This is a genomic window from Mycetocola sp. Y444 (genome assembly GCF_059445295.1).
Genome location: NZ_JCAIUB010000003.1, coordinates 165,542 through 190,301 on the forward strand (window position 1 = coordinate 165,542; position 24,760 = coordinate 190,301).

24 protein-coding genes and 2 tRNA genes are annotated in these 24,760 nt (G+C 62.5%); 7 read left to right on the plus strand and 19 right to left on the minus strand.

Annotation, left to right across the window (positions count from 1 at the left end; all coding sequences use genetic code 11):
• Position 1 precedes the first annotated feature (1 nt).
• From AC1C2M_RS12260 to pknB, 5 genes are read left to right on the plus strand one after another with little or no spacing between them, the layout of a single operon-like run.
• Complete coding sequence (locus AC1C2M_RS12260; RefSeq protein WP_495436740.1) at positions 2–1,261, plus strand: Stp1/IreP family PP2C-type Ser/Thr phosphatase; 1,260 nt, start codon at positions 2–4, stop codon at positions 1,259–1,261.
• Complete coding sequence (locus tag AC1C2M_RS12265; protein WP_495436742.1) at positions 1,261–2,682, plus strand: FtsW/RodA/SpoVE family cell cycle protein; 1,422 nt, start codon at positions 1,261–1,263, stop codon at positions 2,680–2,682. Before AC1C2M_RS12260 ends, AC1C2M_RS12265 begins: the two co-directional genes overlap by 1 nt.
• Complete coding sequence (locus tag AC1C2M_RS12270) at positions 2,679–4,133, plus strand: peptidoglycan D,D-transpeptidase FtsI family protein (protein ID WP_495436744.1); 1,455 nt, start codon at positions 2,679–2,681, stop codon at positions 4,131–4,133. Before AC1C2M_RS12265 ends, AC1C2M_RS12270 begins: the two co-directional genes overlap by 4 nt.
• Positions 4,130–5,863: a protein kinase domain-containing protein gene (locus AC1C2M_RS12275; protein WP_495436746.1), complete on the plus strand. Its 1,734-nt coding sequence runs from the start codon at positions 4,130–4,132 to the stop codon at positions 5,861–5,863. The genes AC1C2M_RS12270 and AC1C2M_RS12275 overlap by 4 nt, the downstream gene beginning before the upstream one ends.
• Before the next feature lie 59 nt (positions 5,864–5,922).
• Positions 5,923–7,617 (plus strand): Stk1 family PASTA domain-containing Ser/Thr kinase, encoded by a 1,695-nt coding sequence (gene pknB, locus AC1C2M_RS12280; protein WP_495436748.1) that lies wholly within the window; start codon positions 5,923–5,925, stop codon positions 7,615–7,617.
• A gap of 93 nt (positions 7,618–7,710) precedes the next feature.
• Here pknB and AC1C2M_RS12285 read toward each other — a convergent pair whose 3' ends face one another.
• The 9 genes from AC1C2M_RS12285 to AC1C2M_RS12325 form a co-directional block, all read right to left on the minus strand.
• A complete protein-coding gene (locus tag AC1C2M_RS12285) occupies positions 7,711–8,385 on the minus strand; it encodes a DUF3618 domain-containing protein (RefSeq protein WP_483406545.1) in 675 nt (224 codons plus the stop codon).
• Complete coding sequence (locus AC1C2M_RS12290) at positions 8,382–8,795, minus strand: phage holin family protein (protein ID WP_483406544.1); 414 nt, start codon at positions 8,793–8,795, stop codon at positions 8,382–8,384. The genes AC1C2M_RS12285 and AC1C2M_RS12290 overlap by 4 nt, the downstream gene beginning before the upstream one ends.
• Positions 8,792–9,427 (minus strand): hypothetical protein, encoded by a 636-nt coding sequence (locus AC1C2M_RS12295; RefSeq protein ID WP_495433210.1) that lies wholly within the window; start codon positions 9,425–9,427, stop codon positions 8,792–8,794. Before AC1C2M_RS12295 ends, AC1C2M_RS12290 begins: the two co-directional genes overlap by 4 nt.
• A gap of 194 nt (positions 9,428–9,621) precedes the next feature.
• Entirely contained in the window at positions 9,622–10,269 is a 648-nt protein-coding gene (locus AC1C2M_RS12300) for an anthranilate synthase component II (protein ID WP_483406542.1), read from the minus strand.
• A 7-nt stretch (positions 10,270–10,276) separates the two neighbouring features.
• The gene (locus AC1C2M_RS12305) at positions 10,277–10,435 is read right to left on the minus strand and encodes a hypothetical protein (protein WP_483406541.1); all 159 of its coding nucleotides are present in this window, start codon (positions 10,433–10,435) and stop codon (positions 10,277–10,279) included.
• Positions 10,436–10,437: 2 nt separating this feature from the next.
• Positions 10,438–11,244 (minus strand): class E sortase, encoded by an 807-nt coding sequence (locus AC1C2M_RS12310; RefSeq protein ID WP_483406540.1) that lies wholly within the window; start codon positions 11,242–11,244, stop codon positions 10,438–10,440.
• Between the two features lie 230 nt (positions 11,245–11,474).
• Positions 11,475–11,720, minus strand: a complete 246-nt coding sequence (locus AC1C2M_RS12315; RefSeq protein WP_108389788.1) for a cell division protein CrgA — start codon at positions 11,718–11,720, stop codon at positions 11,475–11,477.
• Between the two features lie 45 nt (positions 11,721–11,765).
• Positions 11,766–12,383 (minus strand): rhomboid family intramembrane serine protease, encoded by a 618-nt coding sequence (locus AC1C2M_RS12320; protein ID WP_495436751.1) that lies wholly within the window; start codon positions 12,381–12,383, stop codon positions 11,766–11,768.
• A 255-nt stretch (positions 12,384–12,638) separates the two neighbouring features.
• Positions 12,639–13,181, minus strand: a complete 543-nt coding sequence (locus AC1C2M_RS12325) for a peptidylprolyl isomerase (protein WP_483406538.1) — start codon at positions 13,179–13,181, stop codon at positions 12,639–12,641.
• A gap of 102 nt (positions 13,182–13,283) precedes the next feature.
• On the opposite strand from AC1C2M_RS12325, the gene AC1C2M_RS12330 reads away from it, so the two are divergent.
• Entirely contained in the window at positions 13,284–13,814 is a 531-nt protein-coding gene (locus tag AC1C2M_RS12330) for a DNA helicase (RefSeq protein WP_483406537.1), read from the plus strand.
• Positions 13,815–13,931: 117 nt separating this feature from the next.
• A complete protein-coding gene (locus AC1C2M_RS12335; RefSeq protein WP_495436753.1) occupies positions 13,932–14,363 on the plus strand; it encodes a pyridoxamine 5'-phosphate oxidase family protein in 432 nt (143 codons plus the stop codon).
• On the opposite strand, the gene AC1C2M_RS12340 is transcribed toward AC1C2M_RS12335, so the two are convergent.
• From AC1C2M_RS12340 to dnaN, 10 genes are all read right to left on the minus strand, one after another.
• Complete coding sequence (locus AC1C2M_RS12340) at positions 14,360–14,812, minus strand: NUDIX hydrolase (protein ID WP_495433214.1); 453 nt, start codon at positions 14,810–14,812, stop codon at positions 14,360–14,362. The two genes, AC1C2M_RS12335 and AC1C2M_RS12340, sit on opposite strands and share 4 nt — an antisense overlap.
• A gap of 474 nt (positions 14,813–15,286) precedes the next feature.
• Positions 15,287–15,359: transfer RNA gene (locus AC1C2M_RS12345), tRNA-Ala, on the minus strand.
• A 36-nt stretch (positions 15,360–15,395) separates the two neighbouring features.
• Positions 15,396–15,469: transfer RNA gene (locus AC1C2M_RS12350), tRNA-Ile, on the minus strand.
• 75 nt (positions 15,470–15,544) lie between these two features.
• Positions 15,545–15,949, minus strand: a complete 405-nt coding sequence (locus AC1C2M_RS12355) for a DUF3566 domain-containing protein (protein ID WP_483406534.1) — start codon at positions 15,947–15,949, stop codon at positions 15,545–15,547.
• Positions 15,950–15,951: 2 nt separating this feature from the next.
• Positions 15,952–18,537, minus strand: a complete 2,586-nt coding sequence (gene gyrA, locus AC1C2M_RS12360; protein WP_495433215.1) for a DNA gyrase subunit A — start codon at positions 18,535–18,537, stop codon at positions 15,952–15,954.
• 71 nt (positions 18,538–18,608) lie between these two features.
• Entirely contained in the window at positions 18,609–20,615 is a 2,007-nt protein-coding gene (gene gyrB / locus AC1C2M_RS12365; protein WP_495436755.1) for a DNA topoisomerase (ATP-hydrolyzing) subunit B, read from the minus strand.
• Positions 20,616–20,737: 122 nt separating this feature from the next.
• A complete protein-coding gene (locus AC1C2M_RS12370) occupies positions 20,738–21,190 on the minus strand; it encodes a DciA family protein (RefSeq protein ID WP_495436757.1) in 453 nt (150 codons plus the stop codon).
• Between the two features lie 46 nt (positions 21,191–21,236).
• Complete coding sequence (gene recF, locus AC1C2M_RS12375) at positions 21,237–22,433, minus strand: DNA replication/repair protein RecF (protein WP_495436759.1); 1,197 nt, start codon at positions 22,431–22,433, stop codon at positions 21,237–21,239.
• 32 nt (positions 22,434–22,465) lie between these two features.
• Positions 22,466–23,356 carry a phosphogluconate dehydrogenase (NAD(+)-dependent, decarboxylating) gene (gene gnd, locus AC1C2M_RS12380; protein ID WP_495436761.1) on the minus strand — a complete coding sequence of 297 codons (891 nt, stop codon included), beginning with the start codon at positions 23,354–23,356 and terminating at the stop codon, positions 22,466–22,468.
• A 60-nt stretch (positions 23,357–23,416) separates the two neighbouring features.
• Entirely contained in the window at positions 23,417–24,565 is a 1,149-nt protein-coding gene (dnaN, locus tag AC1C2M_RS12385) for a DNA polymerase III subunit beta (RefSeq protein WP_483406529.1), read from the minus strand.
• Positions 24,566–24,760 lie beyond the last annotated feature (195 nt).

Here is a 24,760-nt window from a genome sequence, read left to right on the forward strand (position 1 = left end):
GATGACGAAAGCGGGCGACTCCGCGGCCATCTCCCACGTCGGGAAGATCAGGTCGAACAACCAGGACTCCGGCTACGCCGGGAAGCACCTGTTTGTTGTCGCCGACGGCATGGGCGGTCACGCGGGCGGTGACGTGGCATCCGCGATCGCGCTTCAACGCATCATCGAAGCGGATGCCGATTACACCAGCGCGCAGGACGCCGAAGCGGCACTCCAGTCGGCCATCATCTCGGCGAACAACGAGCTCGCCGACGCCGTGTTCGAGCACCCCGAACTGGCCGGCATGGGCACAACGGTCGACGCCATTGCCGCCGTCGGTGACGAGATCGCGATTGCCCACATCGGTGACTCCCGCATCTACCTCCTCCGTGACGGCGAACTGAGCCAGATCACCACAGACCACACCTTCGTGCAGCGCCTCGTGGATTCCGGGCGCATCACCGAGGAAGAAGCCATGGTGCATCCGCGCCGCTCCGTGCTCATGCGGGTGCTCGGCGACGTCGACTCCAACCCCGAGATCGACACGATGATCATGGGCACCCACCCCGGCGACCGCTGGATGCTCTGTTCCGATGGCCTCTCCGGCGTCGTGGACAAGGATGCGATCGAGGCGACCCTCGCCCAGGAGCTGCCCGCGCGCCAGGTCGGCGAACAGCTGGTCCGCAAGGCTCTCGATGGCGGGGCGCCAGACAACGTCACTGTGGTCATCTACGACGTCGGCGTCGAACGATCCGCGAACGCCCAGACACCGGTCATCGTCGGGTCCGCTTCCCGGCCCCTCGCCTTCCAGAACGAAGCGCCGAAGCGAGCCGGCCTGCTTCCCTCGCTGCGGCTTCACGCGGCACGCGCCAACCCGCTTGCATCGAGCCACTTCGAACCAGCGTCGGAGGATTACCTCGATGAGCTCATCGAGGAGGACGCCCGCCGGGCACGGCGGCGGCGCCTCACCTGGCTCGTCGGGACCATTGCCCTCGGACTCGCCATCGTGCTCGCCGCCCTCCTCGGCTACGCGTGGACCCAGTCGCGCTATTTCGTGGGCGCCGACGACAACACGGTCGTCATCTACCAGGGGATCCAGCAGGACATCGGGCCGTTCAGCCTCTCGCACGAGCACAAGGACACCGGGATCCCGCTGTCCCTTCTCTCGACGTATGACCGCCAGCAAGTGGAACAGACCCTGAGCGCCGCGTCGCTCGACGAAGCGGAAGAGATCGTGTCGCGACTGAGGACGACGACGTCCCAGGACGAGGACGGTGGCTGATGGCAAACGCCTCGAATCTGACGAAACCGGCAGACGGTTCCGCGCTGCGGCCGGACACCAGTGTGTTGCGCACCATGCGCAAGCTCCACCTGCCCCAGAAACTCCGTAACCGCGAGCTCGCCCTTCTGCTCTTCGCGTGCGTCATCAACTCCGTCGCGATCCTGCTCGTGCAGCTTGGCGCAACCGGAGTGATCGACCTCGAGCTCCTCTACCTCGGTGCGGGGCTCTCGGTGCTTGTCATCGGCCTGCACATCTGCCTCCGCTACGTGGCACCCAAGGCTGACCCGCTTCTCCTGCCGATCGTCACCGTGCTCAATGGCCTCGGCATCGCCATGATTTACCGGATCGACCTCGCCAAGAATCTCTCCGGGTGGGAGGCTGCGTCCACGCGGCAGATCACCTGGTCGGCCGTCGCGATCATCGCTGCCATCGTGGTCACCCTTGTCATCCGCAATTACCGGGTGCTGTTCCGTTACACCTACCTGTTCGGCGCTCTCGCCTTCGTCCTCCTGCTCCTCCCCCTGGTTCCGGGTCTGGGTCGCGAGGTCAGCGGTGCGAGGGTCTGGATCAGCCTCGGCGGCTTCGGCAGCTTCCAGCCCGGTGAGATCGCGAAGATCGCACTTGCCATCTTCTTCGCCGGTTATCTGGTGCGCACGCGCGACAGCCTCTCGATGGTCGGCAAGAAAATCCTCGGCATCCGCTTCCCCCGCCTCCGCGACCTCGGGCCGATTCTCGTCGTCTGGGCCTTGTCGATGCTCATCATCGTGTTCCAGCACGACATGGGGACCGCGCTCCTGTACTTCGGCCTGTTCACCGTGATGCTCTACATCTCCACGGGCCGGCTCAGCTGGATCCTTATCGGCATCGGCCTGTTCGGTGGAGGCGCTTTCTTCGCGTCGCAGACGCTGACCTACGTCCAGGGCCGATTCCAGAACTGGCTGGATGCCTTCAGCCCGCAGGTCTACGACGCCACCGGCGGCAGCTACCAGCTGGTGCAGGGCATCTTCGGTCTCGCCCACGGTGGTCTCATCGGTACGGGACTCGGCCAGGGCCGGCCACAACTCACGCCGCTGTCGCAGAGCGACTACATCATCGCGAGCCTCGGCGAAGAACTCGGCCTCGCCGGACTGTTCGCGATCCTCGGCCTCTACCTCCTGTTCGTGTCACGCGGCATCCGGATCGGATTCGCCGGCCAGGACGACTTCGGCAAGCTGCTCGCCATCGGCCTCGCGTTCACCGTGGCCCTTCAGGTGTTCATCATGGTCGGCGGCGTCACCCGCGTCATCCCGCTCACCGGCCTCACCACCCCCTTCCTCGCGGCGGGCGGGTCGTCACTCGTGGCGAACTGGATCATCGTCGCGCTGCTGCTCAGGGTGAGTGACAGCGTTCGAACCGGACCGGCATCGGAGGTGTCAACATGAATCGAGAACTCAAACGAGTGAGCTTCGTGGTGCTCGCGATGTTCGCCGCACTCTTTGTCTCCACCACCTTCATCCAGGTCGTGCAGGCGGATGCGCTCCGCCTGGACCCGAGGAACACGCGCGCCCTCTACGACAGCTACGACACCGAACGCGGACCGATCCTCGCCGGAGGAACCGTCATCGCCCAGTCGGTGCCGACCGGTGATCAGTACGCGTTCCAGCGTGAGTACCCACAGGGTGAGCTTTATGCACCGGTGACCGGCTACTACAACCCGACCCAGGGGTCAGCCGGCATCGAGCAGTACATGAACGATTACCTCTCGGGAACATCGAACACGCAGTTCCTCGACACCATTAACAGGATCGTGGCGGGTCAGGCGCCCAAGGGCGCCGCCGTCGAGGTGACCATCGACCCCGTCGTCCAGCAGGCCGCGTTCGACGCGCTCGGTGACAGACAGGGCGGCGTTGTCGCGATCGAACCGGCGACCGGTCGCATCCTCGCCATGGTCTCCTCGCCGACGTATGACCCGAACGTCCTCGCGAGCCATGACTCGAAGGCCGTTGTCGCGGCATACGCCGCGCTGGAAGACGACCCGCTCAAGCCCCTCACGAACCGTGCAACGAGCGGTGACATGAACCCTCCCGGCTCGTCGTTCAAGATCATCGTTGCCGCAGCCGCGCTCGAGAGCGGTAAGTACACTCCGGAGAGCACATTCCCCAACCCGGTGAGCTTCCAGCTGCCCGGCAGCACCTCCGAGGTCTTCAACTGGACGCGCGCCGCGTGTGGACCTGGCGAAACGGTCACCCTCAAGGAAGCACTCCGCCAGAGCTGCAACGTCCCGATGGCAGAACTCGCCATCGAACTCGGAGACGACGCGATTCGCGAGCAGGCCGAGAAGTTCGGGTTCAACTCTGAGATCCTCCTGCCATTCCCATCTGGCAAGAGCTCCTACCCCACGAACCTCGACGATGCCCAGACCGGTTTGACGGGATTTGGGCAGTACGAAGTTCGGGCGACTCCACTGCAGATGGCGATGACATCCGCTGCCATCGGGAATGACGGCGACCTGATGGCGCCGAACCTGATTGACCGGGTTACCGGGAGAAACCTCGAAGTTCTGCAAAGCTTCGAACCTGAGCTCATGAGCGAAACTCTCGACGAGGAGAGTTGCGTCCAGCTGACGGACATGATGATCAGCGCCGTCTCAGAGGGCCAATCCAACGGTGCAAGAATAGAGGGGGTCGATGTGGCTGGGAAGACTGGAACAGCGCAGAACGGCACAGGCGAACCATATTCACTCTGGTTCACCGGCTTCGCGCCAGCGGAAAACCCGGAAGTAGCAGTCGCGGTCGTTGTCGAGAATGACGGCAACCTGGGGCATCACAGCTCCGGCAACATCGTGGCCGCTCCCATAGCCAAGAAAGTCATAGAGGCGGTGCTGAACAAATGAGACCCACAGCAGGGGTCACCTTCGGGGGGCGCTACGAGCTCGAATCCCGCATTGCCATCGGCGGTATGGGTGAAGTGTGGAACGCCACGGACCTGGTCATCGGCCGAAGCGTCGCTATCAAGATCCTCAAGGATGAGTACCTCGGCGATCCCAACTTCCTCGAGCGTTTCCGCACGGAGGCACGCCACGCAGCACTCGTGAACCACGAGGGCATCGCCAATGTCTTTGACTACGGTGAGGAGGACGGCAGTGCCTTCCTGGTGATGGAACTCGTTCCGGGCGAGGCGCTCTCGACGATGCTCGAGCGGGAACACGTGTTGTCGACCGACAAGGTCCTCGACATCGTCGCGCAGACCGCGGCGGCACTTCAGGCCGCTCACGCCGCCGGGCTCGTTCACCGTGACATCAAACCGGGCAACCTCCTGATCACACCGGATGGCCGCGTCAAGATCACCGACTTCGGCATCGCCCGCATCGCCGATCAGGTACCGCTGACCGCTACCGGACAGGTGATGGGTACCGTCCAGTACCTGTCGCCGGAACAGGCGTCGGGCCACGCCGCGTCGCCGACAACCGACATCTACTCGCTCGGCATCGTCGCTTACGAGTGCCTCGCCGGAAAGCGTCCGTTCACCGGTGAGTCGCAGGTGGCGATCGCCATGGCGCAGATCAACGAGACTCCACCACCACTCCCCGTGACCGTTTCGGAACCGGTTCGCAATTTCGTGCTGTCGATGATCGCCAAGAACCCGGCAGACCGTCCGGCATCGGCTGCGCACGTGGCTCGCGCGGCACAGGCTCTGCGCCAGGGCAACGTGTCAGCTGCGACCGTCGCGGTTCCTGCCATCGCAGGGGACTCGACGCCGACAGCAGCGACGATGCTCCTTGGTTCGGATGCCGAAACCGCTCTTCTCGGAACGGCGGCGGCCGGCGCGACCGACCTCCCCACCACAACGGCCGAGGTGCCCACCTCGGAAAAGAAGAAGAAGCGCAGCCCGTGGACCTGGCCGCTCATCGCCCTGATCGCGATTCTCGCCGTTGTCCTCACCGGGACGGTCATCGCCCTGGTCAACCAGGAGGAGACACCGCCGCCGGTAGAAACGACGACGAGCGCACCGGTTGAGACCACCGAACCGCCCGAGGAAACGCCGACGCCGGAACCCACGCAAAGCCTCATCGCCGTGAGCCAGTCGGACTTCATCGGCCTGACCTATGACCAGGCCGCGACGAAGCTCAGGTCGCTCGGACTGGCTTCCGAGCGGGTGGACGGCAACGCCGCGAGTTCACAGGATGAAGTCGGCACTGTCTACGCGATCAACCCCGAAGGCAACCTCGAAAGGGGTCGCGTCGTCAAGGTCACCGTGTACAGCCCGATGGCGCAGATCCCGACACCGACCGCAACGCCGACGCTCTCGGGTGCCGCCTGCGTCGACGCAAGCTGCACAACGCTCGAGGCCGGGGCGGAGGTCACGGTCAACTGGGCTGCGTTCACCCGGTGCCCTGCCGGGATGTCGCTTCTCGGCTACCGCATCACGGTGACCGGTGGCACGTCACAGGCGGCCGGTGGTGAAGTCTCGTCGAACACCGCGAGGGTCACCGTCAACACGTCGCCGGGCCCGTTCAGCGTGAGTTACAGCGCACACTGCGGCCAGGAGGAGACCGGCCAGTCCCCGACGGCGACCGCGACGATTCAGGCACCGACCGAGGGCGAGAACACTCCCGGCGGTTGAACATCGGCCAACGGCTAGGATGTACCCGACTGACTTGCGATTGCTGAAGGAGTTAATGAGTGGCTGACGAACAACGCCTGCTCGCGGGGCGCTATCTCGTCGGTGACCTTATCGGACGCGGTGGAATGGCCAACGTTTATCGCGGCACCGACACCAAGCTCGGACGTACCGTCGCGATCAAGATACTCAAGGCCGATCTCGCCACTGATCCCGCGTTTAGAACCCGCTTCCGACAGGAAGCCCAGGCCGCGTCACGTATGGCCCACCCGACGATCGTCCGGGTATTCGACGCCGGTGAAGAAACCGTGAGACATGACGGCCGCATCACGCGTGAGCCGTTCATCGTCATGGAGTACGTCCAGGGCGAGACGCTCAAGACCGTGATCGCCGACGGGCCCCTCGATTCCACGCGCGCGGTAGCGATCGCCGAGGGCATCCTCACAGCTCTCGAATACTCACACCGGGCAGGTGTCGTCCACCGCGACATCAAACCGGGCAACATCATGATCACGCCAGAGGGCAAGGTCAAGGTGATGGACTTCGGAATCGCCAGGGCCGTCAGCGACTCCTCCTCCACCGTCGCGCAGACCACGGCGATCCTCGGCACCGCCTCGTACTTCTCGCCAGAGCAGGCGAAGGGCGAAACTGTCGATGCCCGCACCGACCTGTACTCAACCGGCGTCGTGCTCTTTGAAATGCTCACGGGGCGCGCGCCGTTCCGGGGAGACACCGCGGTTGCGGTTGCCTACCAGCACGTAAGCGAGACCCCGGTCAAGCCGTCCAGCGTCAACCCGAAGGTTTCACCCGCGCTCGACTACGTCGTCATGCGGGCGCTGAAGAAGGATCGTTTCGAGCGGTACCAGACGGCTGCCGAGTTCCGTGATGACGTCGAGCTCGCCGGCCGGGGCAAGATCCCCACCCAGCGAGACAATGAGGACGTTGCAACCGCGCTCTTCGGACAGTCACCCCACGTCCCCTCGAGCACGGAGCAGGCGCTCCGCCAGCTCACGAGCGATGACTCTGTAACCCGCACCCAGCGCCGTCCGCCCGTCGTGTGGATCTGGGCCGGAATCGCGTCCATCGTCGTGGTCCTCGCGGCGGTCATGATCTGGGTAATGACGTTGAGCAGTGTCGAACCGCCGCCAGCGGCATCCCGTACTGTGCCCGACCTCGTCGGCGTCAGCGAGCAAAGCGCGGTCAACACGCTCACCGAACTCGACCTCGTCGCGAGCGTCGTCAACGAACTGAACTCCGAGGTCGAAGCGGGAACCGTCATCCGAACGGATCCGGGGACAGAGAGCCGGGTTCCGCCGAAAACCGTCGTCCGCGTTGTTGTTTCGACCGGTGCTCCCACGATCGGGGTGCCGGAAGTCACCAATAAGACAACCGAGCAGGCCGAGGCAGACCTGGTTGCCGCCGGCCTCACCACGGGTGCCATCAGCCGTGAAAACTCCCCTGACTTATCGGCGGGCACCGTCATCAGCACCGACCCTGCCTCGGGCACCCAGGTCGCCCCCGGCTCGACAGTGAACCTGATCGTATCGAGCGGCATGGTGACCATTCAGGACGTTCGGGGACAGAGCCTGAGTGTTGCAACCGATCTGATGGAAGATCCGGCGGTCGGCCTTACCGTGGAACCTCAGCCTGACCCCACCTGTCCTGCGGAGCCCGGCAACCCGGTCACGAGCCAGTCACTCGCCCCAGGCGATGTACCCCAGCAGTCGACCATCGAGCTCACCTACTGCACCGGATAGCTGTCGTCGCCAGCCGTGTGAACGGATGCCACGACAAACGAAAGCGGTGGCTGGGACCGTAAGTCCCAGCCACCGCTTCGTTGTTAGACGGATCTACCGCAGCGTGTCATCGCGCGAGTAGTCGGTCGTCGGGGGCACTCCGCCACCGTCCGGCGACACGTAACCCTCGGTGGAGTACGTGGCCGTGTCCGACTGTGCGTCGGTTGACGAGTCGTCAGAACCGCCACGGATGTCGTCGGTCTGCGACTGCGCATCGCCCTTGACGTTGGAAACAGCGTCTGTGGCCGCTCCCTTGACCGACTGGGCAGCATCCATTGCCGGTTCCTTGAGGTCCTCGGCGACGCCCTTTGCGGTCTCCTTGAGGTCATCAACGAGCGGCCCGGCCTTGTCCTTGGCGGTCTGGGCAAGCTGCTTCTCCGCGCTCGACGCCGGAATCAGCGAAGCGATGAGCAGCCCGGCACCGAAGGCAATGACACCAACGGCAAGAGGGTTGCCCTTTGCCTTGTTCACTGCGGCGGACGGCATGTTGCCTGCGCTGGAGGCTGCGCCACCGACCTGTGAAGCCGCGTCGCTGAAGTGTGAGCTGGCGCTGTCAGCAACACCCATGACATTGTCCTTGACGCGGCGGCCGAAGCCCTTGACCTTTTCGGTCTGACGCTGGGCAATGCTCGATGGGCTGACCTTGTCGGCGAGGGCGTCGACGTCGTTGCCGAGCTCTCGGCGTGTTTCCTCAATGTCCTGACGGATTGCTTCGGGATCGTTGGTCATCTCTGGTCCTCACTTGTCTTGAATGCATCTGGCACTTTTTTCAGTGTTTCTGCGGTCTTGGGCGCACCCTGGATTTCTTCGACTTCCTTCTTGCCGCGCATCGCGAGGACCGCCGCAACGATTCCCCAGATTGCCGCGACAATCAGAGCCGACCAGACGTTGCCCATCAGGTAGCCGAGGCCCCACCACAGCGCAATGGACAGGAACATCAGGGTCAGGAAGCCGGCGACGCCTGCGCCGCCGAACATTCCGGCGCCCTTTCCAGCCTTCTTGGCTGAGTCGGAGAGTTCCGCCTTCGCGAGTTCAACTTCCTGGCGGAAGAGAGTCGAGATGTCCTTCGACACCTCACCAAGCAACTGGCCGAGGGACTCAGTCTTCCCGTCGGGATCCGGCACGTATGGTTCGCTCATCGGACGTCACCGGTATCGCCGTATTCGTTTGCGGTGTCGGCGTACGTCGGAGTGTCGCTGTATGCGGGCGGTGCCACGTAGCCCAGGTCGGTCGCGGGCGGCGCAGCGTCAAACGTCTGCGTCGATGCCTGCGGCGTCACTGTGGATGCTGAACCCGTTGTGGAGGTCGAGTCGTCGTTTCCGGCGGCGAGCGACTTGGCAAGCCGACCAACGACGATTCCCGCGCCAGCGGCAATTGCAATGAATACTCCTGGGCGTCGGCGAGCGAAGCTCTTCACGTCGTCGACAATTCCAGCGGGGTCGCGGCTCTCGAGCCATCCGGCAACGCCTTCCGCGCGGGAAGCCGCCTGTGAAACGAGGCTCGTTGCAACGCCGCTGGTCTCGGACGAGTCGGCCATCGAACGGAGCTGCTCGCTCATCGTCCGGATGCCGCCAGCGGCACGCTCCTGCTGAGTGCTGGCCTGTGAGGTCAGCTGAGTGCGGACCTCACCGAGGAGGTTCTTTGCCTGGGTGCCGACCTCCTGCTTGACGTTCGACGCCTCGTCGGCGGCGGTCGAAGCAACGTGGCCTCCGGCCTCGCGAACCCGGTCGGTCGTGGATGCGTCTTCAGTACCGGTTGAGGTTTGTGTCATGATTCTTCCTCCTAGGAGGAGACCGAGCCGCGGTTCAGAGTGAAAAGCGGCGTTAGGGTCTCGAGTCGTGTGACAAGAATCCTGACTGCAGCGCCGCCGAACGGCAAGGTTAAGGGCCGGGGTTGACACCCCGCGGACAGGGGAGTATCGCGCGACCAAAAACCGCGAAATCCCGGGGTAGTTAACGCCCGGGATCAGGCAGCGGACTCCGTCGGCACGAGGGGAGTCAGACCCTTTGCTGTCTCAGCAGCCTCCGCCAGGCCGGCCGTGGCGAGCCAGTTCCCGAGCATCAGATACCCGCCCTCGGTGAGCACGCTTTCCGGGTGGAATTGAACGCCGTAAATCGGAGCATCGACGTGCCTGAGCCCCATAATGACACCACCCTCGGTCTGGCTGGTGACGACGAGTTCGTCCGGCACCGTGCCGTTCACGACCGCGAGCGAGTGGTAGCGCGTGGCAGTGAACGGTTGCGGCACGCCAGAGTAGAAGCTGCTGTCGTCGTGCTCAATCAGCGACGTTTTGCCGTGCATGAGCTCGTCGGCGTTCGTCACCGTGGCGCCGAAGGCTTCAGCGATCGCCTGGTGGCCGAGGCAGACGCCGAGCAAGGGCGTGCCGGCGCGGAGTGCAGCTTTCACTACCGGGATCGACACCCCTGCATCCGCGGGAGTGCCAGGGCCGGGTGACACCAGAACGCCGTCATACTCAGCGATACGCCGAGCGGCATCCTCCGGCCGGAACTTATCGTTGCGGATCACGTCAGTTTCGGCGCCGAGCTGGAGGAGATACCCGTTCAGCGTGTAGACAAAGCTGTCGTAGTTGTCGATCACCAGTACGCGCGTCACGTCACTCCTACTCTTCAACGGTTACTTCCTGCGTGTCGACGATGCTCTGCACCCAGGGGAAGACCCAGGTCGCCAACACATACAAAACTACAGCGATCAGAATGATCACGATGAGAAGTCGCACCCACACCGGTCCGGGGAGTGCGCGCCAGAGCGCGGCATACATGTTCAGCCCTCCAGGGATTCGGTGAGTGCAGCGGGCGGGCCCGCTGACAGGGGAGTCCAGGATTCGAACACTCCGTAGGCGATGATGCGCTCAGCCTGGGAGAACACGGGATTGCAACTTGTCAGCGTGATGATCGAATCGGTTGCGACAACACCGTCGGACTGAGGCACCGGGTCGAGGACCCCGACGCCCGATGGCTTCACGTACTCCGTGGTGCGATACCGGTAGGTGTACCAGCCGTCCTGAACCTGGATGACTATCGCGTCACCGACCCGGAGCGATCCGATCGCGTTCAGTGGCTTGCCGTGGGTGTTTCGGTGACCGGCAACGGCAAAGTTCCCTACTTCTCCCGGCATCTGCGTATCGGGGTAATGCCCAATTCCCAGTGGGTCGAGAGTCCGTGACTTGGAGACTCCGCCGGCGATCTTTGCCGCATAGTCAGGCCCGAAGCGCGGAACATGCATGATGGCGAATGTTTCGGCGTCTCCGGGCTGCGGAAGGATGACCGGCTCTCCGTAATCCACAGGTTGTGGATTACTCGCGGGCGGACTCGGCACTGTTGTCGGCATGCTCGACGCCCACTGCCTGCTCAGCTCAGCCGCCTCGCTGTCCTGCGCGGCGCGCTCAATGGCATCGTTCAGCCACAACTGCCAGACGAGGAAGAGCATGACCAAAACTCCGCCTGTGATCAGGAGTTCTCCGATCACGCCGACGATACTGATCCGCGACCGAGTTCGCGTCGGTTTCGCTCGCGCACGCAACCGGCGGCCAGCCGCGGTGTCGGGCAGTGCTGGCTCGGTCGAAGGCATGCGGGCAATTCTATCCGCAGGAGATGACAGCTCACCTTCGCGCTTTCCACGGGTTGTCCACACAGTTATCCACAGGCTGGGGATAATTACACCGGTGTAATTGTCCACAGTGTTAATAAGGGTGTTAATAACTTTTGACCCGGGATTTTTGGCGGAATCGACGGTTAACGCACAATCACCCGAGACCACGGCACAACGCCGGGGGTCGGGTGACAGTGAAGAGAAGCTGGTTAGCGCCAGCGCGTCGTCATCAGGAAGCCGATGAAGGCGATTCCGAAACCGACGACGATGTTCCAGGACTCGAGGGCTGCGATCGGCAGGGCACCCTGGCTGACGTAGAACACGATGATCCAGATGAGGCCGACGAGCATGAAGCCGAACATCACCGGCTTGAACCAGACCGGGTTCGGGGCCTGCTCGCCGGATCGCTGCGCGCTCGTGGGCGTTTGGGTGCTCTTCGTCTTCTCGCGTGCCATAGGCATGATTCTACCCGTAAAGGTACGACGCTGCAGAGCCGCCGGTCAGATCACAAAACGGACGAGGCTGAGTGCAACCAGAACCACAGAAAGGGCGACAATGAGGGCAATCTGAAGCCCCTTCTGTCGCACGCCACGGGTTGAGGCAAAAATCAGTCCAACCAGCGCGCCGCCGATGAGTCCGCCAACGTGCGCCTGCCAGGCAACATTGGTTCCAGGGATGAACCCGATGACGAGGTTGATCCCGACGAGAACCAGGAGACCGTTCATGTTTCCGCCCAGCTTGCGCTGAATGACGAGGAACGCACCCATCAGCCCGAAGATTGCACCGGATGCGCCCACGACAGCCTGGTTGGGCACAGAGAGAAACAGCACTCCGAGAGATCCCGCGAAAGCCGAGATCAGGTACAGCGTAAGGAAGCGTGCCCGTCCGAGCATGGGCTCGAGCGCCTGGCCGAACAACCAGAGCGAGTACATGTTGAGACCGACATGGAGGATGAAGTTCTGCGAGTGCACAAGTGCCGTCGTCAGCATCCGCCAGGGTTCGAAGGCGAGCGGAGATGAATAGACGCCGGCGTACAGCAGTCGTTCGGTGATTCCGAGGCCGGGGATCAGCTGGAGCAGGAACACGAGCGCCGTCACCGCGAGGATGGCGTATGTCACCACCGGCTTGTCGTTCGACCTGCGGACGAACCCGGCGCGACCTCGAGTACGCGGAGCGCTCTTACGCTGCTCGTTCATGCACTCGGGGCAGATGACCCCGACGGCGCCGGGAGTCTGGCACTCGCCGCACACCGTTCGCCCGCACCGCTGGCAGAGCACGAAGCTCTGGCGGTCAGGATGCCGGTAGCAATAATTGTTGCCTCGCACCGGCGGAGCAGAATTCGAGGTCATCGAGCGACCGGAGTCGTGCGGGTCTTAGGCGTCGGTAACCGTGACGCTCTCGATGACGATGTCGTCGAGAGGACGGTCCCGAGCGTCGCGCGGAACCTCGGCAAGCTTGTCGACGACCTTGCGGCTCGCCTCATCTTCGACGGCACCGAAGATGGTGTGCTTGCCCTGGAGCCAGCTGGTTGCACCAACGGTGATGAAGAACTGCGAACCGTTCGTGCCCTTGCCACCGATGGTTCCGGCGTTTGCCATGGCGAGCATGTACGGCTCGTTGAAGTTGAGTTCCGGGTTGATCTCATCGTCGAACTTGTAGCCGGGGCCACCGGTTCCGTTGCCGAGCGGGTCGCCGCCCTGGATCATGAATCCCGGGATGATGCGGTGGAAGATCACACCGTTGTAGAGCGGTGTGCCCTTCCTGGACTCACCGGTCTTTTCATCGGTCCAGTCAATCTCACCGGTCGCGAGGCCAACGAAGTTCTTAACCGTCTTGGGGGCGTGGTCACCGAAGAGGTTGACCTTGATATCTCCGTAGTTGGTGTGAAGGGTGGCGACAGCGGTGTGCTTTGACATGCCCCAATTCTCACATCCACTGAGCCTGTCAGGTGGCGTTCAGGCCATTCGGTGGCAAGATGGAGTCCTGTCGCGTACGAACGAGATAAATGGAGGTCAGCGGTGAGCCTGTCACGCAAGCGTAAGAAGGAACTCAAGCGGCTCAAGGGGGACGCCAACGATCTGTGGCGCTCACAGCAGGAGATCCTTGACCACGCCAACCACGTCGCCCGCGAAGCGTCGAGGCAACTGGCTGCATACGGTCGTGAGCAGGTAGTGCCGACCGTGGTGAACACCTACGAACACCGCGTTCAGCCCGTCGTCGACCGCGGGTACGCGGCATCACGCGGAATCGTCGACACCGCCAAGCACGGCCTGGACAAGGCTGTCCTGCCGGCAATCGGTGGGGTCGTTGGTTCTGTGCTGTCGATCAGCGACATCGCCAAGGACACTCGCGTCCGTTCCGCACTGGAGCGGCTGCAGAAGGCCACGGCGCCTGCTCCGAAGAAGAAGACCACGAGCGCCGGCAACGTCATCGCCGTTGGTGTTGGCGTTCTGGCCGCTGCGGGTGTCGCATACGCCGTCTGGCAGACATTCCGTGCGGACGATGAACTCTGGGTCGCCGACGAAGAGCCGGCTCTGCCCAACCTCTAACGTCTTCGACAACAATGGCCGGTCCCCCTGGGGCCGGCCATTGTTGCGTTAACCCCTGTCGCATTGCCAACGCATGGGTGACAATGGCGGCCACGCCGAGTTCATGAGGGAGTCAGAATGCCGACCACGGAATTGACCGAAGACCAATCCATGCAGTTGGTGGCAGGTGCGCTGGTGGGCAGGATTGTGACAGCGGTCGAGAGCGTGGCCAGCATCCACCCGGTATCGCACACGGTGATCGACGGCTCGATTTACTTCCGCACCATCCCCGGCGACAAGCTTGCCGCCCTCACGGTGAATGCCGCCGTGCTCTTCGAAGTCGATGAGATCGGGGCTGGATCGGCCTGGAGCGTCATCATCCATGGCCGCGCCCGGAGAATCGATGACGAGCCGGGAGAACTCGCGAGGATTGCCCCTCAGCTTCGTGACCCCTTCATCCGCGGCCGGAGGGAAGCGGTTGTCCAGATCATTCCCGAGTCCATCAGCGGTCTCCGGTTCGAACCGACCGAGGATGATGACGACGAGATAGTGATCGAACCGACCGACTAGCTCCGGCCGGTTCCCTGGGCCCCGGTCTGCGGCTGTCGAAGCAACTCGAGGGCAACAGCCACGAGTCCGACTGTGTCCAGCTCGCCGAGGCTGGCGAGCGGAAACCATTCCGCCCGATCGGTGGAACCGCCGATCTCGTAGGCGAGCTCTCCACCGGTCACATGGGCCGTGTACACCACCCTGAGCGCGTGGAGGGGCACCCCCGCCGTTGGATCGGAACGCTGCTCTGCCGGGACGAGGAGTGAGTCCACACCGAGTAGCCGATCAAGTTCGGCGGTGTACCCCGTCTCTTCGCGAATTTCCCGCACAGCGGCATCCGCTGGGTCCTCGCCGGGATGTATGCCCCCGCCAGGCAGCGTCCACCCACTGCGCCCGGACGCATTCCAGTGCGCCAGCAGGATGTCGCCGTCTCGAATAATCACGCCATACGCGGCGACCCGGATGTCCATCGCCCCAATCTACACAGCGCGGTTTTCGGGGAGCTGTTCGCGATCTTCGAATACTCACAATTAATTGTGAATAACTCACAGGACGTTAACGCCCGGCGATCTGCGAATCTATCCACAGGTGTGGATAGTGCTGTGGATAACTACACGCGCGTAATTCGGCTCCGCCTTTGGCGGATTTACGTGGTTTTCGAAGCTTAATTCGAGACGGCAGGATGCCATCCAGTGACGGCGGCCCTGTGTGCGACTCAGGGCCTCGAACGGTCGGCGCCGATGAAGGCGTCACCGTGCGGTTGCAGACGGCGAGAGAAGCCGTCAGGGCCTGTGTGGCAGCACGGCAGCCACCGCGGGAGCAACCCCTGTCGTCCACGCAAGCGGAGGAGCCATCCCGGGCGCCGAGCAGTTGATGGCGGCAGCGCGATGAAAACAGAAATGCCCCGGCACGTGGCCGGGGCATTTTCGTGTTGTGTTGTGTTGTGGAGCCTAGGGGAATCGAACCCCTGACCTCCTGCTTGCAAAGCAGGCGCTCTACCAATTGAGCTAAGGCCCCGATTAGGGAGAAAACTTGTGAAAATTGTCTCCCGAGTGGGGATACCAGGACTTGAACCTGGGACCTCTTCGTTATCAGCGAAGCGCTCTAACCGCCTGAGCTATATCCCCGTTTGGGCAGGTTCGAGACTACCCGAGATCTGCCGATTTCTATAATCGAGTGGCTTGCCACCCGATTCTGGACGTTTAGTTGTTGGTGAAGCCGACGAGAAGGCCGCCGGTGATCTTCACGCTGAGGTTGTACAGCGCTGCGCAGAGCGCACCGAGTGCGGTCACAACGATGAGATCGAGGATGGCAACGACTACGGCGAAGCCCATGACCCGGCCGAGGTTGAAGATGGCCGTGAGGTCATCGCCAACGCCGGCGACGTCTTTGTACAGTCCGTTGATGTTCGCGAAGATCCCCGTGGTGTCGAGAACCGTGTACACGAGGAAGAACAGCACGATGGTGATGATTGCCAGGGCAATCGCGACGAGGAACGACAGTTTGACCGCCGACCAGAAGTCGATATAGACGAGCTTTAGTCGCACCTGCTTTGTTGTGGTGCGTTTCGTCGACTTCTTCGCGAGTTTCTCGGCAACGCTACTCATGCTTACTCTTTCTGCTCCGACTCGCCCTCGGCAGCTGCGGATTCCGCGTCCACCTCGGCGACAAGATTACGGTCACTGTTCCTGGCCAGGGCGATGATGCGGTCGTCGTCTGCGAATCGTGCAAATACGACACCCATCGTGTCCCTGCCCTTGGCCGGAACTTCGGCCACGGCAGACCTTACCACCTTGCCGCTCGCAAGAACCACAAGCACCTCGTCGTCCTCGCCGACGATCAAAGCCCCGGCGAGATCACCGCGATCTTCGTTGTACTTGGCGACCTTGATGCCGAGTCCGCCGCGGTTTTGCAGTCGGTACTGCTCGATCGCGGTGCGCTTTGCATAGCCGCCCTCCGTCGCAATGAAGACGAAGGCATCCGAATCCGGATCCGAAGGAAGAACGGACGCCGACAGCAGTTCGTCGTCGTCACGGAAGTGCATTCCGATCACACCGGAGGTCGAGCGTCCCATCGGGCGCAACGCCTCGTCACTCGCTGTAAAGCGAATGGACATACCGCGGCGGGACACCAGGAAGATGTCGCTGTCGTCTTCAACCAGAAGCGCGTCGACGAGCTCGTCGCCCTCACGCAGGTTGATCGCGATGATGCCGCCCGTGCGGTTGGTGTCGTACTCGCTCAGCGCCGTCTTCTTGACGAGGCCGTTTCGCGTGGCCAGGACGAGGTATTTCGCTGCCTCGTAGTCCCGGATGTCGAGAATCTCGGCGATCTCCTCGTCGGGCTGCATGGCGAGGAGGTTGGCGACGTGCTGGCCCTTGGCGTCGCGGCCGGCCTCCTGCACCTCGTAGGCCTTTGCCCGGTAGACCCGACCCTTGTTCGTGAAGAACAGGAGCCAGTGGTGGGTCGTTGTGACGAAGAAGTGGTCGACGACGTCATCCGCACGCAGCTGGGCGCCCTTGACTCCCTTGCCACCACGGTGCTGCTGGCGGTAATTGTCGCTGCGGGTCCGCTTGATGTAGCCGCCACGGGTGACGGAGATGACCATCTCTTCCTCGGGAATGAGGTCTTCGATACTCATGTCGCCGTCGTAGCCGAACATGATCTCTGTGCGGCGGTCGTCGCCGTACTTGTCGACGATCTCTGTCAGTTCTTCGCTCACGATGCTGCGCTGGCGCTCGGGGTCGGCCAGGATCGCCTTGAACTCGGTGATCTGGAGCTCGATCTCGTCGTGCTCGTCAATGATCTTCTGGCGCTCGAGGGCAGCGAGTCGACGCAACTGCATATCGAGGATCGCGCGGGCCTGGAGTTCGTCGATGTCGAGCAGATCCATCAGGCCGTCACGGGCATCCTCAACCGTCTTCGACCGGCGGATGAGCGCGATGACCTCGTCGAGAGCGTCGAGAGCTTTGAGATAACCACGCAGGATGTGCGCGCGCTCTTCGGCCTTGGCCAGGCGGTGCTTGGTCCGACGCACGATGACGTCGATCTGGTGCGCGGTCCAGGCGGTGATGAATCCATCGATGGCGAGGGTGCGCGGGATGCCGTCAACGATCGCCAGCATGTTGGCGCCGAAGTTCTCCTGAAGCTGCGTGTGCTTATAGAGGTTATTGAGCACGACCTTGGCAACGGCGTCGCGCTTGAGCACGATGACGAGACGCTGTCCGGTGCGGCCGGAGGTTTCGTCTCGGATGTCGGCGATGCCCGAGATCTTGCCGTCCTTGACCATGTCGGCGATCTTGATCGCCAGGTTGTCGGGGTTGACCTGGTACGGCAGTTCGGTGACGACGAGGCAGGTACGACCCTGGATCTCCTCAACACTGACAACGGCGCGCATCGTGATCGAGCCACGGCCGGTGCTGTAGGCATCGTGAATGCCCTTGGTGCCGAGAATCTGGGCTCCGGTCGGGAAGTCGGGGCCCTTGATGCGCTGCATGAGCGCTTCGAGGAGTTCTTCGCGGGATGCCTCGGGGTTGGCGAGGTGCCACAGCGCACCGGCCGAAACCTCGCGGAGGTTGTGCGGAGGGATGTTCGTGGCCATACCGACGGCGATACCGACGGATCCGTTGACCAGTAGGTTGGGGAAACGCGCCGGCAGAACAGCGGGTTCCTGGGTTCGACCGTCGTAGTTGTCCTGGAAATTGACGGTGTCTTCGTCGATGTCCCGAACCATCTCCATGGCGAGCGGGGCCATCTTGGTCTCGGTGTATCGGGGAGCCGCGGCGCCGTCGTTACCGGGAGAACCGAAGTTTCCCTGGCCGAGCGCGAGCGGGTAGCGGAGGCTCCACGGCTGAACCAGGCGGACCAGGGCGTCGTAGATGGCGGAGTCACCGTGGGGGTGGAACTGACCCATCACGTCACCGACGACACGAGCGCACTTCGAGAATGCCTTATCGGGCCGGTATCCACCGTCGTACATCGCGTAGATCACGCGACGGTGCACGGGCTTCATGCCGTCGCGAACCTCGGGAAGCGCGCGACCGACGATGACGCTCATCGCGTAGTCGAGGTATGAGCGCTGCATCTCGAGCTGAAGGTCGACCTGGTCGATGCGACCGTGCACACCGTGGTCGATGGGTACAACAGCGGCCGTGGTCTCCGCAGCAGTCTCGTCGCTGTTGTTGGTTTCGTCTGCCATCAGTCTTCTCTACTTGTCAGTCGGCGTTTCTCGGCTCATCCGGCGTCGGATGCTTCTCGGGCGTGGCCCGATCAGATGTCGAGGAAGCGCACATCCTTGGCGTTCTTCTGGATGAAGTTACGGCGGGACTCAACGTCTTCGCCCATGAGTGTCGAAAAAATCTCGTCGGCCGCGGCAGCGTCGTCGAGGTTGACCTGCATCAGTGTGCGGGTCTCGGGAGCCATCGTGGTTTCCCACAGCTCCTTGTAGTCCATCTCACCGAGACCCTTGTAACGCTGGATGCCGTTGTCCTTCGGAATCCGGCGGCCGGCGGCGGCTCCAGCGGCGAGTCGAGCGTCGCGCTCGTCGTCGCTGTAGACGTATTCGTGCGCAGCGTTCGACCACTTGAGCTTGAACAGTGGCGGCTGCGCGAGATAGACGTAACCGGAGTCGATCAGCGGACGCATGTATCGGAACAGAAGAGTCAGCAGCAGCGTGGTGATGTGCTGACCGTCGACGTCGGCATCCGCCATCAAAACGATCTTGTGATAGCGAGCCTTTTCCGGGTTGAAGTCCTCACCGATGCCGGCACCGAATGCCGTGATCATCGCCTGGACCTCAGCGTTGCCGAGTGCGCGGTCAAGCCGCGCCTTCTCGACGTTGAGGATCTTGCCCCGAAGCGGCAGGATCGCCTGGGTCTCGGGGTTTCGGCCCTGAACAGCGGAACCGCCTGCCGAGTCACCCTCGACGATGAAGATCTCGGAGAGCGAAGGATCCTTTGACTGGCAGTCCTTGAGCTTGCCCGGCATTCCGCCACCCTCGAGGAGTCCCTTGCGGCGTGCGGTTTCGCGGGCCTTGCGTGCGGCCATCCGGGCGGTGGCTGCCTGGAACGCCTTACGGATGATCTCTTTCGCCTGGGCAGGGTTGCGCCCGAACCAGTCACCGAGCTGGTCGCCGACGACCTTCTGAACGAAGGCCTTGGCCTCGGTGTTTCCCAGCTTGGTCTTGGTCTGGCCCTCGAACTGCGGTTCGGCAAGTTTGACCGAGATGACGGCGGTCAGGCCCTCGCGAACATCGTCACCGGAGAGATTGTCGTCCTTCTCCTTGAGCAGGCCTTTTTCCCTGGCGTACTTGTTGACGAGAGTCGTCAGCGCCGCACGGAAGCCCTCTTCGTGGGTTCCACCCTCGTGGGTGTTGATGGTGTTTGCGTAGGTGTGGACACTCTCCGTGTATGCGGTCGTCCACTGCATCGCCACTTCGAGCGCAATCTTGCGGTTGTCGTCTTCGGTCTCGAACGAGATGATCTCGTCGTTGACGAGCTCGGCCTTGCGGGCGTGGTTGAGGTACTCGACGTAGTCGACGAGGCCACGCTCATAGAGGAAGACGTTCGACTGGTGCACGAGCTCGGGAGCAGCGCCGTCGACGGCGGGAGCCTCGACCATGTGGTCGTCGCGCTCATCGGTCAGAGCGATCCGAAGACCCTTATTGAGGAACGCCATCTGCTGGAAGCGCATCTTGAGCGTGTCGTAATCGAACTCGGTCGTCTCGAAGATCTCGGCGCTCGGCCAGAACGTGATCGTCGTGCCCGTCTCGTCGGAGTCCTCGTCCTGGGACAGTGGCGCATCAGCAACGCCGTCGTGGAATGTGGCACGCCACACCGACCCCTGCCTGCGAACCTCGACATCGAGTCGCGTGGAAAGAGCGTTCACCACCGAACTGCCGACACCGTGAAGTCCACCGGAAACGGCGTAACCGCCGCCGCCGAACTTTCCGCCGGCGTGCAGGATGGTCAGAACAACCTCGACTGTCGACTTTCCCTCTGCGGGGTGAATGTCGACGGGGATGCCTCGGCCATTGTCCGTAACCCGGACGGCACCGTCCTTGAGAATGGTGACCTCGATGTTGTCGCAGTATCCTGCGAGGGCTTCATCGACAGCGTTATCGACGATCTCATACACGAGGTGATGCAAGCCGCGGGGACCGGTTGAACCGATGTACATTCCGGGGCGCTTGCGTACGGCTTCGAGACCTTCGAGAACCTGAATCTGGCTTGCACCGTAGCTACTGTTGTCCACGGACCTGTCCGGTTCTGATGACATATGAAATTAGGCTCCAAACCGTGTTCTTACTCGACATGTCATTCTATCAAGAAGAACGGTGGTTCGGGGCAGAATCGCCTGTCTGAGCCGCTTTTATCAGCCAGTCCACCTGTTTTGACTGCCTAACCGTAGGTATCGCGCACGCCACGCCCCTGAACCGATCTGGGGCCGCGTTTGAAGCTTGGAACGTTGGGGCCTAGAAAACGGATGCTCTCGATGCCGGCTTGCGGGTACCGCACGGCGATGTGCGTCATGATCTCGACCCGCATGATCCGCAACTGCGTCGCCCACGCGGTCGACTCGCACTGCACGGTCAGGACGCCGTTGTCGATTCCGACGGGGGTGGAGTGATTGGCCGTTTCTTCACCGGCGAGCGACGTCCAGTTGGCGACGAGCTCGGACTGAGCGAGGGGCGAATCCCAGCCGAGCTGGCTGGTGAGCGCCCCAACGATGTCGCCCAGCCCCTTCGGGTCGCGCCCGGCACCGAATGGGACGCTCTCAGCGGCATCCGTTCGGCTCTTTCGTTTGGAGCGGGCGTAGTGCTTGTGGCCACCGAACAGCTCTTTGAACCTCACGTAAACCCGTGCTGCTTCTGCCCCTTTGTCGGAACCTGGCGTCGCATCAGACACTGTCGCGCTCGCTCTCGGTCGCACTGATAACGGGACTGTCAATAATCCGTCCCGCCTCGATATGAACGGTATGGGCAGCGAGCTCCGCGGGCACGTCGTCGAGAACGGCGGCGGTGATGAGAACCTGTTCGAAGGTCGAGACCGCCGACGCGAGGCGAGCACGCCTGTGTGAATCGAGTTCGGCGAACACGTCGTCGAGGATGAGCACCGGATCTCCGAGGTTGGAATCACGACGGAGCAGTTCAGCGGATGCCAGCTTCAGGGCGAGAGCGAACGACCAGGATTCGCCGTGGCTGGCATAACCCTTCACCGGCAATGAATTGAGTTCGAAGAGAATGTCATCCCGATGCGGGCCGACCAGTGTGAGACCGCGCTCGACCTCACTCTTCCTCCGGGAGGCGAGGGCAGAGCGGAAGAGATCTGCCGTGGACAAATCACCTGGCTCGGCACGGGTTTCGGTCGCTGCCGCGCCGGTTTCCTCGGCATCGACACCGTTGATGGAGAGTAGTGGGGTCAGCGATGGGCCGTGGTCGTCACCGACAACCGAGGCATAAGCATCCCGGATCGGCTGGGAGAGGGCGTGAACCAGACGCACCCGTTCGTCGATGATTTCGGAGCCGAAAACCACGAGCCGGTCATCCCAGATCTCGAGGGTCGTCAGCTGGTTCGCTTTCAGCCCCGAAGATCGCGCCGATTTGAGCAGGGAGTTGCGCTGTTTGAGTGTGCGCTCATAATCGCTCATCACGCCGGCGAGCCTGGGGGTGTGCAGCACGAGCAGTTGGTCGATGAACCGTCGCCTGGCTGACGGATCTCCGCGCACGATGCCGAGGTCTTCCGGGGCAAAGAGCACACTCGAGAAGTAACGGGGCAGTTCCCGCGGTTTGATCTGGCTCCGGTTGACCTGCGCGCGGTTGGCGCCGCTGCGATTGATCTGCACTTCCGCGAGGAGGTCACGACCGTTGTGCTGCAGGCGAGCCCTGATCACCGCGGCATCGGCGCCCGCGCGAATCAAGGCCTGATCGGTGGAAACCCGGTGCGATCCGAGTGTTGACAGGTACCCGAGAGCCTCGACGAGGTTCGTCTTCCCCTGGCCGTTTCGGCCGACGAAGAGGTTTGCCCCCGGTGCGAACGCCACGTCAGCTACCGCGTAGTTGCGGTATTCGCTGAGGTTGAGGTGGGTAACGATCACTGAGACAGGCTACCTGTGAACCACTGACGCGACTATTCGTCGCTCTTCTTCACGGCGTGACCGCCGAACTGGTTGCGGAGAGCGGCAACCGCCTTCATGGCCGGTGAATCGTCCTGCCTCGAGACGAAGCGGGCGAAGATCGATGCGGAAATTGTGGGAACCGGAACCGCATTGGCCACCGCTTCTTCGATGGTCCACCTGCCCTCGCCCGAATCCTCCACATAGCCCTCGATTTCGGAGAGATCATCGTCTTCGTCCAGTGCACGGACGAGAAGCTCAAGCAGCCAGGACCGGACAACTGTGCCGCGCTGCCACGCTTTGAACGTGCCCGGAACATCCCGAATGATGTCCTCGCGCTTCTCGAGAAGCTCAAATCCCTCGGCGTATGCCTGCATGAGGGCGTACTCGATGCCGTTGTGGACCATCTTGGCGTAGTGGCCGGCACCGACTTCGCCGACGTGAACGAAGCCCTCTTCACGAGGACCTTCGGGGCGAAGCGCATCGAAAACGGGCATTACCCGTTCAACCTGGGCCGCGGATCCGCCGACCATCAGGCCATAACCGTTCTCGAGACCCCACACTCCGCCGGAGACGCCCGCGTCGATGTAGTCGATTCCGTTGCCGGCGAGAAGTTCTGCGTGCTTGAAGTCTTCGGTGAAACGGCTGTTTCCACCGTCGATCACGAGGTCACCCTCGTCCAGCAGGTTATTGAGTTCGCCGATGACATCATCGGTGATTTTTCCGGCGGGAACCATGACCCACACCGTGCGTGGTGACGGCAGCGCGGCCACCAGCTCTTCAACCGTCGCAACGTCCGTGACATCCGGATTGCGGTCGAAACCTGTTACTTCGATACCGGCGGCGCGCAACCGCGTGCGCATGTTGCCGCCCATCTTGCCGAGTCCGATGAGACCGATGTGCATGGTCAGCCCTTTCGTGAGGCGGGATGTCGCGGATTACGCGGCCAGGTCTGCTGTCGGTGTCTACCGGAGGAGGAGGTTGGGCTGGAGGAGGTACTTGAAGCTGTCAGCGCCCGGCTGGTCCTTGGACGACTGGCTCGTGATGAGCATCGGACCCGGCTTGTTCGTGTTCTCGCTCTTCGTGAAGGAGAATCGCACGAATTCGCTGCGAACGGCGGTCAGACCGTCGATGAGGAACTGTGGCTTGAGGCTGAGAACGATGTCATCGCCGGTCAGCAGAGCGTCGAGCGATTCGGATGCCTGGGCGTGCTCGGAGCCCACGGCTTCCATCGTGAGTCCATCGATCGTGAAGGTGAACCGAAGTGCTGCCTCGCGTTCGAGAACCAGGGAGACACGACGAACAGCTTCGATCAGTTCGCCCGTGTTGATCACCGCGTAGTTGTCGGTGTTGTCCGGGAAAAGGCGGCGGACCGGGGGGAAAGATCCCTTGATCAGGAGCGACGTCACTGTCTTGTTGTCCGCGGTGAACGCGATGAGTTCCCGGTCGTCCTTGGCGGTGAACGACACCGAAATCGTCGCGGAGTGGCCGAAGGTCTTGCCGACCTCCTGCAGAGTTTTCGCCGGCACCAGTGCGGTGAGGCCTTCAGGGTTTGTGTTCTCGCCGTTGTCCCAGTCGATTTCACGGACAGCGACGCGATAGCGGTCGGTGGCGACCAGGCCGAGGCGGTTATCGGTGACCTGGAGCTGGACACCGGTGATGACCGGTGTCACGTCGTCCCGCGAAGCGGCAACCGCGACCTGGGCGACCGCTGCGGCGAAGTCTTCGCCCGGAACCAGGCCGGTCTGACCGCTGATCTGGGGAATGCTCGGATATTCCTCGACCGGCATGGAGAGGAGCGTGAAGTTGGCGGAGCCGCAGCTGACCACAATGCGGTTCTCGTTTGTCGAAAAGACCACTGGTGCGTTCGGAAGCCGGCTCGCAATGTCGGCGAGCAGTCGGCCGGAAACCAGGACGGTCCCCGGCTCTTCGACCTGGGCGTTGATCTCGGTTTGGGCTGAAACCTCATAGTCGAAGCTTGAAAGCACAAGTCCTGTGTCGGTTGCTTCGATGAGCACTCCGCTGAGGATCGGCAGAGTCGTTCGTTGGGGCAGAAGCTTCACGGCGAACGAAACCGCTTCGCTGAAGACATCGCGATTGACGCTAAACCGCACGGTGGATCCCCTGTCATTTCAAGGTACGAGTGGATCACCATGTTAGCCGGGTCTGAGAGAGCACGTCACACCCTCGTTGGGGCGAGGCTCGTCTCGCCAAAAGGTTATTGGCGGATTAAAAGTTTAAGAATTCTTTAATGGTCTTAACCGTTGTGGAAACTGTGGATAACTTTCTCGATGCGAGTAAATCAAAGG

Coding starts and splice junctions, on each gene's coding strand:
- AC1C2M_RS12260 (WP_495436740.1), top strand. CDS start 2: ATGACGAAAGCGGGCGACTCCGCGGCCATCTCCCACGTCGGGAAGATC.
- AC1C2M_RS12265 (WP_495436742.1), top strand. CDS start 1,261: ATGGCAAACGCCTCGAATCTGACGAAACCGGCAGACGGTTCCGCGCTG.
- AC1C2M_RS12270 (WP_495436744.1), top strand. CDS start 2,679: ATGAATCGAGAACTCAAACGAGTGAGCTTCGTGGTGCTCGCGATGTTC.
- AC1C2M_RS12275 (WP_495436746.1), top strand. CDS start 4,130: ATGAGACCCACAGCAGGGGTCACCTTCGGGGGGCGCTACGAGCTCGAA.
- AC1C2M_RS12285 (WP_483406545.1), bottom strand. CDS start 8,385: ATGACCAACGATCCCGAAGCAATCCGTCAGGACATTGAGGAAACACGC.
- AC1C2M_RS12290 (WP_483406544.1), bottom strand. CDS start 8,795: ATGAGCGAACCATACGTGCCGGATCCCGACGGGAAGACTGAGTCCCTC.
- AC1C2M_RS12295 (WP_495433210.1), bottom strand. CDS start 9,427: ATGACACAAACCTCAACCGGTACTGAAGACGCATCCACGACCGACCGG.
- AC1C2M_RS12305 (WP_483406541.1), bottom strand. CDS start 10,435: ATGTATGCCGCGCTCTGGCGCGCACTCCCCGGACCGGTGTGGGTGCGA.
- AC1C2M_RS12310 (WP_483406540.1), bottom strand. CDS start 11,244: ATGCCTTCGACCGAGCCAGCACTGCCCGACACCGCGGCTGGCCGCCGG.
- AC1C2M_RS12315 (WP_108389788.1), bottom strand. CDS start 11,720: ATGGCACGCGAGAAGACGAAGAGCACCCAAACGCCCACGAGCGCGCAG.
- AC1C2M_RS12325 (WP_483406538.1), bottom strand. CDS start 13,181: ATGTCAAAGCACACCGCTGTCGCCACCCTTCACACCAACTACGGAGAT.
- AC1C2M_RS12335 (WP_495436753.1), top strand. CDS start 13,932: ATGCCGACCACGGAATTGACCGAAGACCAATCCATGCAGTTGGTGGCA.
- AC1C2M_RS12340 (WP_495433214.1), bottom strand. CDS start 14,812: ATGGACATCCGGGTCGCCGCGTATGGCGTGATTATTCGAGACGGCGAC.
- AC1C2M_RS12355 (WP_483406534.1), bottom strand. CDS start 15,949: ATGAGTAGCGTTGCCGAGAAACTCGCGAAGAAGTCGACGAAACGCACC.
- gyrA (WP_495433215.1), bottom strand. CDS start 18,537: ATGGCAGACGAAACCAACAACAGCGACGAGACTGCTGCGGAGACCACG.
- gyrB (WP_495436755.1), bottom strand. CDS start 20,615: ATGTCATCAGAACCGGACAGGTCCGTGGACAACAGTAGCTACGGTGCA.
- gnd (WP_495436761.1), bottom strand. CDS start 23,356: ATGCACATCGGTCTCATCGGACTCGGCAAGATGGGCGGCAACATGCGC.